This is a genomic window from Pedobacter superstes, from assembly GCF_037622515.1.
GTDB lineage: Bacteria > Bacteroidota > Bacteroidia > Sphingobacteriales > Sphingobacteriaceae > Paradesertivirga > Paradesertivirga superstes.
The window spans coordinates 808,207-824,302 of the sequence record NZ_JBBJCN010000001.1 but is presented as its reverse complement, the minus strand read 5'-3'; the positions used below and the strand labels follow the sequence as shown (position 1 = coordinate 824,302).

11 protein-coding genes are annotated in these 16,096 nt (G+C 42.4%); 6 read left to right on the top strand and 5 right to left on the bottom strand.

Going from position 1 to position 16,096, the window contains the following annotated elements; translation table 11 throughout:
• Positions 1-157: 157 nt before the first annotated feature.
• A complete protein-coding gene (locus WG906_RS03580) occupies positions 158-1,819 on the top strand; it encodes a glucuronyl esterase domain-containing protein (RefSeq protein WP_339991149.1) in 1,662 nt (553 codons plus the stop codon).
• A gap of 174 nt (positions 1,820-1,993) precedes the next feature.
• On the opposite strand, the gene WG906_RS03575 is transcribed toward WG906_RS03580, so the two are convergent.
• The 5 genes from WG906_RS03575 to fsa form a co-directional block, all read right to left on the bottom strand.
• Positions 1,994-2,623, bottom strand: a complete 630-nt coding sequence (locus WG906_RS03575) for a hypothetical protein (RefSeq protein WP_339991148.1) — start codon at positions 2,621-2,623, stop codon at positions 1,994-1,996.
• Positions 2,624-2,726: 103 nt separating this feature from the next.
• Complete coding sequence (locus WG906_RS03570; RefSeq protein ID WP_339991147.1) at positions 2,727-2,966, bottom strand: winged helix-turn-helix domain-containing protein; 240 nt, start codon at positions 2,964-2,966, stop codon at positions 2,727-2,729.
• 29 nt (positions 2,967-2,995) lie between these two features.
• Positions 2,996-3,991: a transketolase family protein gene (locus WG906_RS03565; protein WP_339991146.1), complete on the bottom strand. Its 996-nt coding sequence runs from the start codon at positions 3,989-3,991 to the stop codon at positions 2,996-2,998.
• A 164-nt stretch (positions 3,992-4,155) separates the two neighbouring features.
• Positions 4,156-5,013, bottom strand: a complete 858-nt coding sequence (locus WG906_RS03560) for a transketolase (RefSeq protein WP_431844447.1) — start codon at positions 5,011-5,013, stop codon at positions 4,156-4,158.
• 7 nt (positions 5,014-5,020) lie between these two features.
• Positions 5,021-5,680 (bottom strand): fructose-6-phosphate aldolase, encoded by a 660-nt coding sequence (gene fsa, locus WG906_RS03555; protein ID WP_339991145.1) that lies wholly within the window; start codon positions 5,678-5,680, stop codon positions 5,021-5,023.
• A 559-nt stretch (positions 5,681-6,239) separates the two neighbouring features.
• On the opposite strand from fsa, the gene WG906_RS03550 reads away from it, so the two are divergent.
• From WG906_RS03550 to WG906_RS03530, 5 genes are all read left to right on the top strand, one after another.
• The gene (locus WG906_RS03550) at positions 6,240-7,358 is read left to right on the top strand and encodes a glycoside hydrolase family 43 protein (protein WP_339991144.1); all 1,119 of its coding nucleotides are present in this window, start codon (positions 6,240-6,242) and stop codon (positions 7,356-7,358) included.
• 47 nt (positions 7,359-7,405) lie between these two features.
• Positions 7,406-10,036 carry a glycoside hydrolase family 3 C-terminal domain-containing protein gene (locus tag WG906_RS03545; protein WP_339991143.1) on the top strand — a complete coding sequence of 877 codons (2,631 nt, stop codon included), beginning with the start codon at positions 7,406-7,408 and terminating at the stop codon, positions 10,034-10,036.
• A 596-nt stretch (positions 10,037-10,632) separates the two neighbouring features.
• Positions 10,633-12,369 (top strand): glycoside hydrolase family 43 protein, encoded by a 1,737-nt coding sequence (locus WG906_RS03540; protein WP_339991142.1) that lies wholly within the window; start codon positions 10,633-10,635, stop codon positions 12,367-12,369.
• Between the two features lie 159 nt (positions 12,370-12,528).
• Positions 12,529-14,667, top strand: a complete 2,139-nt coding sequence (locus WG906_RS03535) for a hypothetical protein (protein WP_339991141.1) — start codon at positions 12,529-12,531, stop codon at positions 14,665-14,667.
• Between the two features lie 54 nt (positions 14,668-14,721).
• The gene (locus WG906_RS03530; protein WP_339991140.1) at positions 14,722-15,837 is read left to right on the top strand and encodes an alpha/beta hydrolase-fold protein; all 1,116 of its coding nucleotides are present in this window, start codon (positions 14,722-14,724) and stop codon (positions 15,835-15,837) included.
• Positions 15,838-16,096: the final 259 nt, after the last annotated feature.

Here is a 16,096-nt window from a genome sequence, read left to right as displayed (position 1 = left end):
TCTTGCACAGAAACCACCAGACTTCCCATAAACATTCGTGCTGTCAATATGTATAATTGAACCATCGATGTTGCAAGTATCAGCGATATTTGTTTTTCAACCAGAGCCATCAATTTATCATGTCTGTTAACTTTAATTTTTTGTTGCTGACCCCGCTTTGCGCCGTATTCAGCTTCTATCTTCAGGGAGACCGGTTAGGGATCAATCCGAAATTAACTACACTATTTACACGACTTGCAGAGCTTTTAGCTGGTTGCACCAAAACAATAGTTATATGAAAAAAGAATGGAGCTTGCTTTTGGCACTTTCTATTACCCTTTGCGGTAAAGCCCAGCAACAAGTTATCGATAGTAGTCAGTATTTACCACTCGTAAACATGACCACGCAGCAGGATCACGCCAATATGATGCAACAACTGAGAATAAAAGAATTAAGGCAAGGTCCAAGCAGTAATCAATCGGATCCTAATCATTCCAATGAAGATGAACAGCAGGCCAATCCATGTCCAGAATTACCAGAAGCGTTGCTAACTAAAAGTGGAAAGAAAGTAACAACACCGGAACAATGGTGGAAACTGCGCCGACCTGAAATTGTTGAAGATTTTGAAACGGAAATGTATGGCAGGGTGCCGAAAAATGTACCCAAAGTAAACTGGACCGTCAAAATTGCAGATTACGAGTTTGTTGGTCGTACACCTGTCATTGCAAAACAACTCGTGGGACGTGTGGATAACAGCGAATATCCCTTGATAGATGTCAATATTAATATGGTCGTGGTATTGCCGCTAAACGTAAGAGGGCCAGTTCCTGTACTGATTATGTACGGCTCTCCCTCGCTGCCCTTTCCAGCGCAGCCTTCAAACGCTGACCTGGAAAAAATAAATATAGCTTTCAAGGAAATGATGATAAAAAGCGATCCGGACATGAAAGCGATTTTTGACCGCTACCCCGCTTACACTCCCATAAATAAAATTTCAGGCCCAGGTTTCTTCGCCCCGCCAACTAACGGGGATTCTCCGACAACCGAACAATTGCTGGCTGCCGGATGGGGCTACTGCACACTTCAGGCAAACAGTGTGCAGGCTGATAATGGTGCAGGCCTTACCCGAGGAATTATTGGCCTGGTGAACAAAGGTCAGCCACGCAAGCCAGATGACTGGGGAGCGTTGAGAGCCTGGGGTTGGGGGGCTTCCAAGGCTTTAGACTATCTTCAAACAGACAGTTTGGTAGATGCTCAAAAAGTGGGCATTGAGGGTGTGTCCCGTTATGGCAAGGCGGCACTGGTGGCGATGGCTTTTGACCAACGATTTGCTTTTGGGCTTATTGGCTCATCCGGAAAAGGAGGTACCACCTTGCAGCGGCGGGTCTTCGGTGAAGCAGTCGAAAGTCTAGCGTCCGGCGGAGGCTATCATTGGATGGCAGGAAATTATCTTAAATACGCAGCCGCCGAATCATCATCCGGAACCAGGAATGGTTGCGACCTTCCTATAGATTCGCATGAATTGATTGCACTTTGCGCGCCAAGACCGACTTTCATCAGCTACGGTGTTCCTGAAAAGGGTGATGCCAAATGGCTGGATCAAATGGGCAGTTTTAAGGCTGTTGTAGCAGCTGGCGAAGTCTTCAAATTATTGGGTGCAAAAGATCTCGGTGTAAGTAATAATTACCAAACTGAAAAAATGCCTCCTGTACTCCATGGTCTGCTTGACGGTGAATTAGCCTGGCGGCAGCATAACGGAGGGCATACTGACGCTCCTAACTTTCAGTTTTTTATACCATGGGCCAACCGCGTATTGAAGTATGGAAAGGTTGCAAAATAAAACACTGATAATTTTCGGGCTTAAAATCGTTTACTTTTAAATCTCCAGGTAAGGAAAATAATTAACAAGAGGTGATAAGGTTAGTTTTTCCAATCTGCTTAATCGTATTAACCATTGTACTCTTAATCAATGCATACAAGAATCAGCGCAGACTTTAAATATATTCCATTATGTCTATTGGAACTTAAACATACCCGCAGTCTTAGCTATGGCTTTCTTTGCTTTCTTCTCTTTTCCTTCCTTGTAGAAATAATGTATAGAGCAATCGCCCACGTCTTCTTTATGCAGAAATACTACCCGGCTCTTATAAAACTTACCCTTATAAACCGTATTGCATTCTTTATCATATTCCCCTACAGCATCTGCATTAAACGTTTTCTTTGCGTATGTTTTCGGGTAATAAGTTATTCGGTTTGCAGTGTCGCCCTGCAGTTCCAGGTAAATAATTCTCAGGTAGTTTTCATTTGGTAGGGTAACGGAAGAAAGGTTGAACATGTGCTTGATGCTCTCAATTTGGGCTGCTGATTGATGCACTATTCTGTTCATGAAAAACCGGATAGCGATTTCGTTTTTTTTATCAATCAAGCTGTATTGAAATAAATCCTTATGATTCCCCATGCAATAAGTACTGGTCATTGAGTCCAGCTCTCTAAACCCTTTGGGGGCTGAATATTCGGCCTTAAAATCGATGAGGTTCAGTTTAAAAGCCCAGTCCATCGGACGCTGAGCTTTTACTTGAATGCCTATAAAGACAAACAAGGAAATGAGGAATAATTTTGTCATAAACTGGCCGTTACTTTTCATTAGAAAGGTTAAACTTACTGGTTTAGCAGATTTCATTTCTAGAGATTCTGTGGCATAAGCGAATTTGGGAGGTCCTCATCCCATGTATTAGGGAAACAGACCATCAGGGTTCCTTAAAAGCTATACAGTTTAATGCAACTCTATAGCTTCTTCCTTTCAAATGAACTACACATCCCTCGTCGATCAGAAGTTTGTAGGCCATTTTAGACGTGGCATGTGAAACTCCTAGTTTTTCGCTAAGTGTTTTTGTGTCGGGTAGCAAAGTTCCATCTGCTAGTTGTCCGGTTTTCATTAAATCCCCGATCTTATTTTTCAACTGCTCATGTAATGGCATAGTAGCCATATAATTAACGTTCAATGTAAACACCCTCTTTAGGATGAAGTTATGAATAAATCAACGTTTGCGGTTCTGTTATTCTTCCTTGCCATCACTTTTTGAACAGCCTGAATAATATGTTCGCTATCCAATCCGTATTTTTTCATTAAATCTGCAGGTTTTCCGCTTTCGCCAAATGAGTCATTCACGGCAACATATTCCTGAGGTAACGGATCATTTTTTACTAAAACCTGAGCAACGCTGTCTCCTAAACCACCCAGACGATTGTGCTCTTCACAAGTTACCACACATCTTGTTTTGGCAACCGACTTTAAGATCGCGGCTTCGTCAAGAGGTTTAATGGTATGGATATTTATAATTTCAGCATCGATTCCCATTTCAGCTAATTTTTCACCAGCAAGAATTGCTTCCCACACTAAATGTCCGGTAGCGAAAATACTTACATCTTTTCCTTCATTTACCATCCATGCTTTACCAATTTCGAATTTTTGATCGGCGTCTGTAAAAATAGGAACTACCGGACGGCCAAAACGAAGGTAAACAGGTCCTTCATATTCAGCTATGGCAATGGTTGCAGCTTTGGTCTGGTTATAATCGCAAGGATTGATAACAGTCATACCCGGAAGCATTTTCATTAATCCGATATCTTCAAGGATCTGGTGAGTTGCCCCATCTTCACCCAAAGTTAATCCTGCGTGAGATGCGCATATTTTAACATTTTTATCAGAATAGGCAATTGATTGACGGATTTGATCGTATACGCGACCTGTAGAGAAATTAGCAAAAGTTCCTGTAAAAGGTATTTTGCCGCCAATGGTCATCCCGGCAGCTATTCCCATCATATTAGCTTCGGCAATACCAATCTGAAAAAAGCGCTCCGGAAATTCTTTTATAAAAGCTTCCATTTTTAATGAACCCACTAAGTCGGCACAAAGAGCAACTACATTTTCATTTTTTTGTCCGGCTTCAAGCAAACCTGCTCCAAAACCTGAACGAGTATCTTTCTTTTCTGTAAAAGAGTATTTTTTCATCAGAATATAGTTGTTTTTTTAAAGGCTATGAAGCTTGCATGAGTTTGTTCATTTCGGTTTGTGAGCGGTAAGCTCATGCAGGTTTCATTTATTTCTTACATAAATCCTCTTTAAGAAAGAGGTTTTTTTTGTTTCTTATAAAATTCCCTTTAGGGGGATAGCGGTTAATAATCCTCCATGTCGCATTCAAGCTGCGAAAGAGCCTCTTGTAATTGCTCATCATTAGGAGCAACGCCATGCCATTTATGCGATCCCATCATGAAATCAACACCATGACCCATATTGGTGTGCATTAAAATCATGATTGGTTTTCCTTTAAATGCTTTTGATTTTGCCAGTTCAAGACCCCGGATAACATCTTCCATGTCGTTCCCGTTCATCTCCATAACATCCCATCCAAAGGCTTCCCATTTTGCTCTAAGATTTCCAAGCGAAAGAACTTTCTCTGTCGGGCCATCAATTTGCTGACCATTGAAGTCGATCGTAGAGATTAGATTGTCTACTTTATTATGAGGAGCAAACATAGCTGCTTCCCAGATTTGTCCTTCCTGAAGTTCACCATCGCCATGCAATGTAAAAACCAGAGAATCGTCTTTATTTAACTTTTTTGTAAGAGCTGCGCCTATGGCAACCGATAAACCCTGACCTAATGAGCCGGAGGCGATACGAACTCCAGGTAAACCTTCATGCGTAGTAGGGTGGCCCTGTAGTCTTGAATCCAGTTTACGGAAAGTGGTAAGTTCACTTACATCAAAATAGCCGGAGCGGGCCAGTACACTATAAAAAACCGGAGAAATATGTCCGTTGGACAAGAAAAACAGATCTTCACCTTTTCCATCCATACTAAAATCGGTTTTATGGTTCATCATATGGAAATAAAGTGCTACCATGTAATCGGTACATCCCAAAGAACCTCCGGGGTGACCCGACTGGCATTGATGAACCATTCTAACGATATCACGGCGCACCTGCTTGGCAATATTGTTTAATTTGTTTATATCGGCTTCTATTACCTTGTTCATGATTTTACTATTTACCAGCTGCTTTAGCGTGATCTGCTAAAAATTGCGCTAATCCGTTATCTGTTAGTGGGTGTTTTAATAATCCTGCAATTGCAGAAAGAGGTCCTGTAATTACATCTGCTCCTAATTTTGCACAATTCACAATATGCATGGTATGACGAACAGAAGCGGCCAGGATTTGTGTAGTATAGCCGTAATTATCATAAATTAACCTGATATCCTGGATTAACGCTAAGCCATCAGTTGAAACATCATCTAAACGGCCGATAAAAGGAGAAACATAAGTAGCGCCTGCCTTCGCAGCCAGCAAAGCCTGGCCTGCTGAGAACACCAGCGTGCAGTTAGTTTTGATGCCTTTAGAACTAAAATATTTGAGTGCTTTAACCCCGTCTTTTGTCATCGGCAGTTTCACCACAATATTTTCATGGAGTTTGGCCAGGGCTTCGCCTTCAGCAACCATTTCGCTATAATCCGTAGCAATAACTTCTGCGCTCACGTCTCCGTCTGTAATTTCGCAAATAGTCTTATAATGGTTGATCACGTTTTCTTGTCCCGTGATTCCTTCTTTAGCCATCAGACTCGGATTAGTTGTTACCCCATCCAGTATCCCTAAATCATGGGCTTCTATAATTTGAGCGAGATTTGCTGTATCAATAAAAAATTTCATGTTGTACTGTTATTTTAATTAGGTTTTTAAATCTTCAAGTTTCTGTGTGCTTGTTTCTTTAATGATATTCTTTTAATCATATCGTATTACTAAGCGAACTACGACCAACCGCCTGGCTGTTATCAGCGGTATTAAATATCGGCCTAAATTACTGTAAAGCCAATACTGTATATGCGAGGTTTGTAAAGCTTTATGGAGTATATGTTTAGCATATAAAAATGAGACGGATCCGTTCTCTGATGGAATATAAATAAGCAATGAAGCCGTTCGGATGGCTAATTGTTTATCTGGCAGAGGCTTCTATTGCAGGTATTCTGGAAAAGTTTGATAATAAGTCTGATTTTGAGATTTTTTTGAACATTTCATCCAGAAACTTAAACAATTATAACATTCCTGTAAGCTGCATTCACCTACTTTTACTGCCATAGCTAACTGGGCGAAACTGATCTTTAATTGTGTTGGATATAAATTAGCTTCCCAAACTCTGTGGGGAGGATAGATAAAATTTAACCAACTGAGCAATCGCCAATAGAAAATTATTAAAATTATTAAGAACTAAATGATAATAAGAACACTTTTTTTTACAGCTGCTGTGGTTGGCCTCTCATCATGTTCACAGGGTCAAAGTCAGAATGCAGGCAGTAATGCGGCATCAACGAAAATAACAAAGCAAGCGGATGGCTTCGGCAATTCCATTTCACAACCGCTTATTAACCAGCGATACAGCGCAGATCCGTCTGCTCATGTATTTGAAGGCAGGATTTTCGTCTATCCTTCTCATGATTTTGACGCTGGAGTCTCCGAAAATGACAACGGTGATCATTTCGCGATGAATGATTATTACATCTATTCCATGGACAGCGTTGGGGGAAAGGTAAAGGATCATGGAGTTGCCCTGAAAGTAAGTGATATTCCCTGGGCAGGTAAGCAGCTTTGGGCTCCCGATGCGGCATATAAAAATGGCAGGTATTATCTTTACTTCCCCGTTAGAGACAAGCAGGATGTATTCCGTATTGGCGTGGCAGAAAGCGATAAACCACAGGGTCCGTTCAAGCCGCAACCAGCACCTATAAAAAATAGCTTTAGTATCGATCCATCTGTTTTTACTGATGCGGATGGTCAAAGTTATATGTATTTTGGTGGTATCTGGGGTGGTCAGCTTCAGAAGTGGGCCGATGGTAAATTTAATCCAAACGGCTCAAAAACCGACTTGGGAAAGGATGACCAACCGGCCTTAGCTCCAAAAATAGCTAAAATGACTTCTAATATGCTTGAATTTGCCGAGAATCCTAAAGACGTGCTGATACTTGATGAGAACGGTAAGCCATTAAAGGGAGGCGACCACGACAGGCGCTTTTTTGAAGCTTCATGGATGCATAAATACAATGGCAAATACTATTTTTCTTATTCAACGGGTGATACACACAATCTTTGTTATGCGATCGGAGACAATCCCTACGGTCCTTTTACTTATCAGGGTGTAATTCTGAAACCTGTTATTGGCTGGACTTCACATCATTCTATTGTAGAGTTTAAAGATAAATGGTATCTGTTTTATCATGATACCCAATTATCGAAAGGTAAAACTCACCTTAGGAATGTTAAGGTTACAGAGCTGAACTATACGCCAGACGGTAAAATTGTTACTATTGAACCCTACGGAAAACCGGAGCAATAATATCACACAAACCACTCACCAATTTTGAATTAAGAGCTTCGTTAATTATGACATTTAAGGCCCTGCATACTGTATTTCTGTTGTTCGTTCAATTGCTTATCTGTCAGTTGACGTTCGCCAGGAACGATAAATTCCCCTTCAATAATTATAACTTAACGTTTGAGAACCGTGTAGCTGATCTTGTTGCCCGGCTGACTTTAGAAGAGAAAGTTTCTCAAATGCTAAATTCGTCACCGGCGATACCACGATTAGGTATACCGGCTTATGATTGGTGGAATGAAACGCTTCACGGAGTTGCCCGAACTCCGTTTAAGGTTACAGTATACCCGCAGGCTATTGGTATGGCAGCAACCTTCGATGCGACCTCATTATCAAAAATGGCTAACTACAGCGCCCTTGAGGGGCGTGCTATTTACAATAAAGCGGTAGAAACCGGAAGAACCAATGAGCGTTATCTAGGATTAACTTACTGGACTCCTAATATTAATATCTTCCGGGACCCAAGATGGGGACGCGGACAGGAAACGTATGGGGAAGATCCCTTTCTTACGGGAGTTATGGGCGACGCTTTCGTGCGGGGGTTGCAGGGTAATGATTCTAAATATTTACTGGCAGCTGCCTGTGCTAAACACTATGCGGTGCATAGCGGACCAGAGCCTTTACGACATGTGTATAATGCGGATGTCAGCGCTTATGACCTTTGGGATACCTACCTGCCTGCTTTTCAAAAGCTGGTAGTTGATTCAAAAGTAGCCGGGGTGATGTGCGCTTACAACGCCTTCCGAACCCAACCATGCTGTGCAAGCGATATTTTGATGACAGACATCCTCAGAAATCAGTGGAAATTTGACGGATACGTTACCTCAGATTGCTGGGCAATTGATGATTTTTATAAGAACCACAAAACCCATCCCGATGCGGCTTCCGCTTCTGCCGATGCGGTATTTCATGGAACCGATATCGACTGCGGTACCGATGCATATAAAGCCCTTGTTCAGGCTGTTAAAGAAGGGAAAATCACGGAGAAGCAAATTGATGTTTCTGTGAAACGCCTGTTCATGATACGCTTCAGGCTCGGCATGTTCGATCCTCCATCGATGGTGAAATTTGCCCAGACACCTTTTTCTGTTCTGGAAAGTCCGGCTCATCGTGATCACGCTTTGAAAATGGCCCGTCAATCTATCGTTTTACTGAAGAACGAAAGCCAGACACTTCCCTTGAAAAAAACACTAAAAAAGATTGTGGTATTGGGGCCAAATGCGGATAATTCGATCTCGGTACTTGGTAATTATAATGGCACACCTTCTAAGATTACTACCATATTGCAGGGGATAAAAGATAAAGTTGGAAAAAACACAGAAGTGGTTTATGAAAAGGTAATCAATTTTACTAATGATACGCTCCTTGTATATCAGGATGTGAGTCGGCAATACTCGTTCAATGGGACGCAGGGTTTCAGGGCGGAATATTTTAAAAATAGAGAACTCCAGGGTGTGCCGCAGCTTGTTAGGATGGAGCAAAACTTAAATAATTTATGGCAGGAGGGAGAGCAGGTAGCGCAAGGTTTGCAAGCAAACAATTTCTCGTCACGCTATACTACCGGTTTTAAAGCGGCTTCGTCTGGTAATATAACTTTCGAACTCGAAGCTGATGATGGCTATCGCTTTATAATTAACGGAAAGACGGTAGTAGATGCATGGTCCCGGAATCGCTGGGGTGCCAGAACGTATCGCTTGCAAACTCAAAAAGACTCTGTGTATCAGCTTGTGCTGGAATACTGGCAGGGAGAAGGAAAAGGTAATGTAAGGCTAAGCGTTGGTGATTATCAGCGAAGCAATTTTGCAGCACTGACACAGAAGCATACAGATGCGGATGCATTTGTTTTTGCTGGAGGTATTTCCCCCCAACTTGAAGGCGAGGAAATGCGTGTTAATTATCCCGGTTTTGATGGCGGCGACCGGACTTCTATTTTACTTCCGGCTGTGCAAACTGAATTGATGAAGGCTTTAAAGTCTACAGGTAAGCCGGTTGTATTTGTAATGATGACCGGCAGTGCTATCGCCATCCCATGGGAAGCGAAAAATATACCTGCTATTCTTAACGCGTGGTACGGTGGACAAGCTGCAGGAACATCGGTAGCAGACGTCATCTTCGGTGATTATAATCCTGCCGGACGGCTGCCTGTAACCTTTTATGGCAGCGATGCCGATCTTGAAGCTTTTACTAATTATGACATGACCAACCGGACCTATCGTTATTTTAAAGGAAAGCCGCTTTATGGCTTCGGATATGGTTTAAGTTATACCCGCTTCCGTTATGATCAGCTGGCAATGCCTGTTTCTGTTCAAAAGGGGAAAAGTGCTTCGGTTTCTGTGAGGCTTACTAATACAGGAAAAGTGGCGGGTGAAGAAGTTGCGCAGTTATACTTGATTAATCAGGATAAATCTCTCAAAGTCGCATCTAAGGCTTTAAAAGGTTTTCAGCGCCTTACTTTGAACCCCGGAGAAAGTAAAATCGTCAGATTCACGCTTACTCCAGACGACCTGTCATATATAAGCCAGGATGGAACGCGCAGACAGTTCAAAGGAAAGCTTGGAATTGGCATTGGCGGTAGTCAGCCAGACGAAACAAATCCAAAGAGCGGGAATGTTATTTTAAATACCCTTTTAATCCAATAGGTTAAAGCGATACTCTCCAGGACAGAAACAAATGGAATTAAGTTAAGGATCTGAAAGGGGCTGGTGTCTCAACCAATGCTATTAAGAAGACGTTGTCCTGGTCGGGGCAGCAGCCTTTCTCGGCGTTTCGGAGAGAAGTCTGGGCAGAGAGGGTAGAAGACTTTGGTAAACGTTGGTCTTTATCCAAACAAACTGGAGTTCCTTATATTTTTAGTAAATTCTTTAAACAGGATTCTCCCTTTTGCCAGGCGGGAAGCAACTCGTCGCAGCCGGTACGCAGCTGTTTTATTCCGGTATAATTAAGATGTTTTCCTTGAGACGGGAGAGAAACTCTGAGAATAAAGTTTGAATTTTGTTTCCTAACTGCACCAGTCGTTCGTTAAAACGATACTATCACGATTTTCTGAACATTCGTGCAGTCAGTTTAAACATTCGAAGCATCTCGCTCCTCAGCCTCCTCTTTATCTTTACAATGTTTCTGATGCAACCGGATAACCTATTAAGCCATAGATAACCCTTAATAATTTATTTTGACATGTATTTAACCAAAGCGGATGCTGTATTAAGGAACAACTTTATATATCATAAACAATATAATGAACAAAACTAAACTATTCTCTTCATCACCGCGGATCATAATTCCATTGCTCTCCATCTTGTTTTTTTCAGAAGTATCTTCACAGGAACGTAGTAAGGCTTCTATGAATGCACCTTTGTTCACTCAGTTTTCATACCGGGGAGATGATCGTATATACAAGGAAAATCCGCTGCAGCCCGATGAATTCTTCACACCCGTATTACAGGGATGTTATCCTGACCCAAGTATTACCCGTAAAGGGAATGATTATTATCTGGTAAGCTCCTCATTTGCGATGTTCCCGGGAGTGCCTATTTTTCATTCTAATGATCTGGTAAACTGGAAACAATTGGGGCACGTACTCGAAAGGCCTTCGCAACTGAAAGTACAGAACTCAGGGATTTCTGCCGGGATATATGCACCGGATATCAAGTATAATAAGAACAACGACACCTTCTATATGATAACTACACAAATTGCAGGAGGAATGGGTAATATGGTGGTAAAAACAAAGGATCCGGCAAAGGGCTGGGGCGATGCTATCAAACTTGCGTTTGACGGCATTGATCCATCGCTTTTCTTCGACGATGATGGAAAGTCATATGTGTTCCATAACGATGCTCCGCCAAAGGGAAAGGAGCTATACAATGGCCATCGGGTTATAAAAGTTTGGGAATATGATATTCAAAACGATAAGATAATTCCCGGCACAGACAAAATTGTGGTAAACGGCGGAACCGATATAAGTCAAAAGCCGATTTGGATTGAGGCTCCGCATCTTTACAAAAAGAATGGTCTTTATTATTTAATGTGCGCCGAAGGGGGTACCGGCGACTGGCATAGCGAAGTTATTTTTGTGAGCGATAATCCTAAAGGACCCTTTATTCCTGCAAATAGCAATCCTATACTTACGCAGCGATATTTCCCGGCAAACAGAGCTGATAAAGTAGATTGGGCCGGACATGCAGATTTGGTAGAAGCCGCTGATGGCAAATATTACGGGGTATTTCTGGCTGTGCGTCCGAACCTGAAAGGTCGGGTGAATACCGGACGAGAAACCTTCATTCTGCCGGTAGACTGGAGCGGAAAGTTTCCGGTTTTTGAAAGTGGACTTGTTCCATTAAAACCTAAATTGAAAACTCCCGGAGGCGTGAAAAACCAAAACGGCCAGAACGGATTCTTTCCGAATGGTAATTTCACCTTTACAGATAACTTCAAGGCCAAAACCCTTGATCACAGGTGGATTGGGGTGAGAGGGCCGCGCGAAGAATTTGTGACGGTTACAAAGAACGGCCTGACAATAACGCCTTTTAACCAGAACATTAAGGCTGGCGTGCCCACATCTACGCTTTTTCACAGGCAGCAACATAATACCTTCAATGCAGGAGCGACTTTAAAGTACACTCCACAATCTGAGAAGGACCTCGCGGGTATAGTTTGCTATCAGAGCGAGAAGTTTAACTATGTTTTCGGGCTAACAAAAAAGGGAAATGATCATTACATAGTTTTGGCTAGAACAGAAAAGGGTAATACCACTAACGTAGCCAGTGAGAAAATAGACGTCAGCAAACCTGTTCAATTACAAGTGGAAGCAGATGGGGATGATTACAGGTTCAATTATTCGGTAGATAAACAGAATTTTAAAAATGTTGGGGGTACGGTATCGGGAGATATTCTTTCGACTAACGTAGCAGGCGGCTTTACAGGGAGTTTGATAGGCCTGTATGCAACTTCCGCAAATGACATACAACTTTAGGAAAAACCAGTTAAAAACGGGAAAATTTAGTTGGGAGAACAAATACGCTTTATGAAAGGATGGTAGGTTGTTCCCTCTATGAGATCAATTATGAGCCGGTATCCAAAGCTGGAAAGCCGGGCTGAATGAGTAATCAGTAAGAAAGAAAATATAAAGTATATGAGAATATCAAAATTTGCCATAAGAAGTCAAAACCTAGTTTTATTATGTATAGCTACGTTCCTGTTTTCTGTAACAGCGGCAAATGGACAAAATAATGCAGGTCCAGGCAAGAAATCGGGGAATCGCTTTGTCCATCGCTCCATAGGAAATCCTTATCTTCCACTGTGGGAGCATTTACCTGATGGAGAACCACGTGTATTTGAAGATCCCGATAAACCTGGGAAATTTCGTGCCTATATCATCGGGTCGCATGATTTGAGGCTCACAAGCTATTGCGGTCCGGATATCCGGATGTGGTCGGCTCCTGTAGAAGACCTTGCCAGCTGGCGTGATGAAGGTGCTATTTTTACGTACGCGGTAGATGGGAAATGGGACGTAATGTATGCACCCGATCTTGTTGAGGTGAAAAGAAGAAACGGAAAAAAAGAATACTATCTATACCCGCACAGTCGCGGTCCGAACAGAGAAGCGATGGTGGTTAAAGGAAGCCGGCCGGATGGTCCTTTTACCCCGGTAAACCTTTCCGAGGACGGAAAACGTACAGTTCCTGGAAGTGTGTTGGGATTTGACCCGGCTGTTTATATTGAAAACATTACCGATCCTAAAGATCCCGACTATGAGATTGGCTTCAGGGCATATGGATATTGGGGATTTCAAAGATCGACAGCGGCACAGCTGGATCAGAACACCATGTACTCAATCAGACCCGGAACCAAAATCATTGAACGCTTTTTACCCGCCAGTTCGAGGTACGGAGTAATCCGCGATCCGAAAGGGACTGAATTTCCGCAAATTTATCCAGGTGAAGATTTGGGAACATTTAATTTTTTTGAGGCATCCTCTATTCGAAAGGTCGGAAACAAATATGTATCAATTTACAGTGGTTATTCCGGGCCTGAGTATGGCGTAAGCAGCTCTAACTCTACCCTGCGTTATGTTGTTGGCGATTCACCATTAGGACCCTGGAAAAGTGGGGGCGTTTTGGTCGACTCGCGTGCCCCAGTACTAAACAAGGACGGATCCGCAATACAAACAAGCAATGCGGGGCACAATACTCATGGTAGTATACAGCAGATTAATGGCCAATGGTATGTGTTTTATCACAGACCTCCAAGAGGGTTCGGTTTCGCACGCCAGGCAGTGGTAGCGCCCATTAGTGTTGCCTGGGATGAAAAATCAGTATCAGAAGGGGGAATGGTTTATATCAGAGCTTACGACCCGTATTCGGAGAATAAAATATGGACGGCAAATGACAGCCAGGGAAAAGAATATAAAGGAGCCGAAGTGACCTCGGAAGGTTTCCATATGTACGGACTTGATCCATACCAATATTATTCTGCTGGTTATGCTTCTTATCTTTCGGACAATAGTATCCAGCAGGATTCATGGGATATATGGGACAACCACATGCCCATTACTAAAGTGAAAAGCGGCCACATCATAGGCTATAAGTATTTTGGTTTCGGAGGCCTTAAGCGCGATAAAAATGGTTTAAATGCCTTCGAAGGAACCGGGAAAAAGAACAAGACAGCATTTAATCTCTTCCTTACTCCAAAGACTAAAAATTCATTTAAAGTTAATGTTTGGTTAGACGGACCCTGGGATAATAAAACATGGAACGGGAAAAAAATTGGCGAAATTATCGTTCCGGCCGGTGCTAAGCAGGAAGCTACTAAGTTCACAGTGGATGTAGCCAAATTTGTGGATCATCTCGATAAGAAGCACGCCATTTATTTAGTGGCCGAAGGAGGAGAATCGGAAGCACTTTTCGATTTAATGGGCCTTGGATTTAGTTCTAAGAATCAGGAACTCGTTGCTCCGGTTGTGCCGACTGTAAACATTCAAGTTAACGGAAAGTCAATAAATATGCCGGAAACGCCTGTTAGATCTACGGATGCAAACGGAATAGTGGGCTACGACATTTATGAGACAACTTATACCATTCCTTCGGGCACGACCGGAATGCCTGTTGTATCGGCTTCAGCAAGTAATCCTGCTGTTAAAGTGGCGGTAACTCAGGCAACATCAGCATCTGCTACTGCGATAGTTAGGTTTGATTATAAAGGCGTGGTAAAGACGTATAATTTATTTTTGCTTCCGAGTGATAAAATTATTAAAAATGCGGAATTAAAATGAAAGAGAAGTAGGCTTAACTGGCTAATTCAACGAGAAAACCTAACCAAATAAAATATGAACGTTAAACGCCTCATCATTGCTCTTACAATCACACTAATATGCGGATTTACTTATGCCCAAACCGGCACTGAGGGCGTTAAAGAAGATTTTAAACCTTCCGCGCTGAACCAACCCGGACAAGAGTATCCCCAGGTAAATTCACAAGGCTATGCCCGTTTTAAAGTAAAAGCGCCCCAGGCTGACAGTATCAGAGTTAGTCTCGGTCTTGGCGGTCAGGGAGGCACCCGGCTCAGTAAAGACCCTGATGGATTCTTTACAGGAACCACTTCAGGTCCAATGGATGAAGGTTTCCATTATTATCATCTAACAATTGATGGCGGTGTTTTTAACGATCCGGGAGCTTTGAACTTTTACGGTTCAACCCGTTGGGAAAGCGGAATTGAGATCCCGGCAAAAGATCAGGATTTCTATGCCCTTAAAGACGTTCCTCATGGGAATGTACAGCAAATCTTATTCCCCTCAAAAAGTACCGGAACCTCAAGGCGAGCGTACGTGTACACACCTCCAGGTTATGGAAAGAAAGGCAGCCGGTATCCTGTCTTATATCTGCAACATGGCTGGGGCGAGGACGAGACTGCATGGAGCAACCAGGGCCGCGCGAATCTGATTTTGGACAACCTTATAGCTGAGAGTAAAGTCAAGCCCTTCATTATTGTTATGACATATGGCATGACGAATGAAACTAAGTGGGGCCGCATGAGAGATTTTAAAATAGAGGGGTTCCAAACAGTGTTAACGGAGGAACTGATTCCGTATGTGGATGCTAATTTTCAAACTATTGCGAACAGAAAAAACCGGGCTATGGCTGGTTTATCAATGGGCGGCATGGAAACGCATACCATAACACTTAATAAGCCTGATCTATTCGGTTATTATGCTCTCTTAAGTGGAGGAACATATAATCCCGGGGAACTTAAAGATAAAGCCAAACCCGGATTAATATTCATCAGTTGTGGAAGTAAAGAGCGTCCGGAAGGGGTGAAAAATGCTGTTGCGGCCTTAACAGAAGCAGGCTATAATGCAGTTTCTTATGTTTCGGAGAATACGGCCCATGAATTTTTAACATGGCGGCGAAGCCTGCGGGAACTTGCACCATTATTGTTTAATTAACTCTTAATAATTAAAAATAAAATTCCGAAATCCGCCCCCAACCTCTTATAGTAAAGCTTTTTTAACTTAGGTAGCATTAAATTAACATTTGTTTCTCTTGCCAATGGCTTTTATGTGTAATTTCGTCTTCATAACCAATTTCAAATCATTCTTTGCCCTGACTTAAACCTGGAATTTCTATACAAGAAGGGGATGTGATTTTGATGGATGATGTGAGTTTTCCGATTCAGTTTTCCGGGATAACACAATTAATGAACTG

Excerpts from the sequence above, each read along its gene's own strand:
- WG906_RS03530 (WP_339991140.1), top strand. The coding sequence starts at position 14,722 with ATGAACGTTAAACGCCTCATCATTGCTCTTACAATCACACTAATATGC.
- fsa (WP_339991145.1), bottom strand. The coding sequence starts at position 5,680 with ATGAAATTTTTTATTGATACAGCAAATCTCGCTCAAATTATAGAAGCC.
- WG906_RS03575 (WP_339991148.1), bottom strand. The coding sequence starts at position 2,623 with ATGAAAAGTAACGGCCAGTTTATGACAAAATTATTCCTCATTTCCTTG.
- WG906_RS03540 (WP_339991142.1), top strand. The coding sequence starts at position 10,633 with ATGAACAAAACTAAACTATTCTCTTCATCACCGCGGATCATAATTCCA.
- WG906_RS03560 (WP_431844447.1), bottom strand. The coding sequence starts at position 5,013 with ATGAACAAGGTAATAGAAGCCGATATAAACAAATTAAACAATATTGCC.
- WG906_RS03535 (WP_339991141.1), top strand. The coding sequence starts at position 12,529 with ATGAGAATATCAAAATTTGCCATAAGAAGTCAAAACCTAGTTTTATTA.
- WG906_RS03545 (WP_339991143.1), top strand. The coding sequence starts at position 7,406 with ATGACATTTAAGGCCCTGCATACTGTATTTCTGTTGTTCGTTCAATTG.
- WG906_RS03565 (WP_339991146.1), bottom strand. The coding sequence starts at position 3,991 with ATGAAAAAATACTCTTTTACAGAAAAGAAAGATACTCGTTCAGGTTTT.
- WG906_RS03550 (WP_339991144.1), top strand. The coding sequence starts at position 6,240 with ATGATAATAAGAACACTTTTTTTTACAGCTGCTGTGGTTGGCCTCTCA.
- WG906_RS03570 (WP_339991147.1), bottom strand. The coding sequence starts at position 2,966 with ATGGCTACTATGCCATTACATGAGCAGTTGAAAAATAAGATCGGGGAT.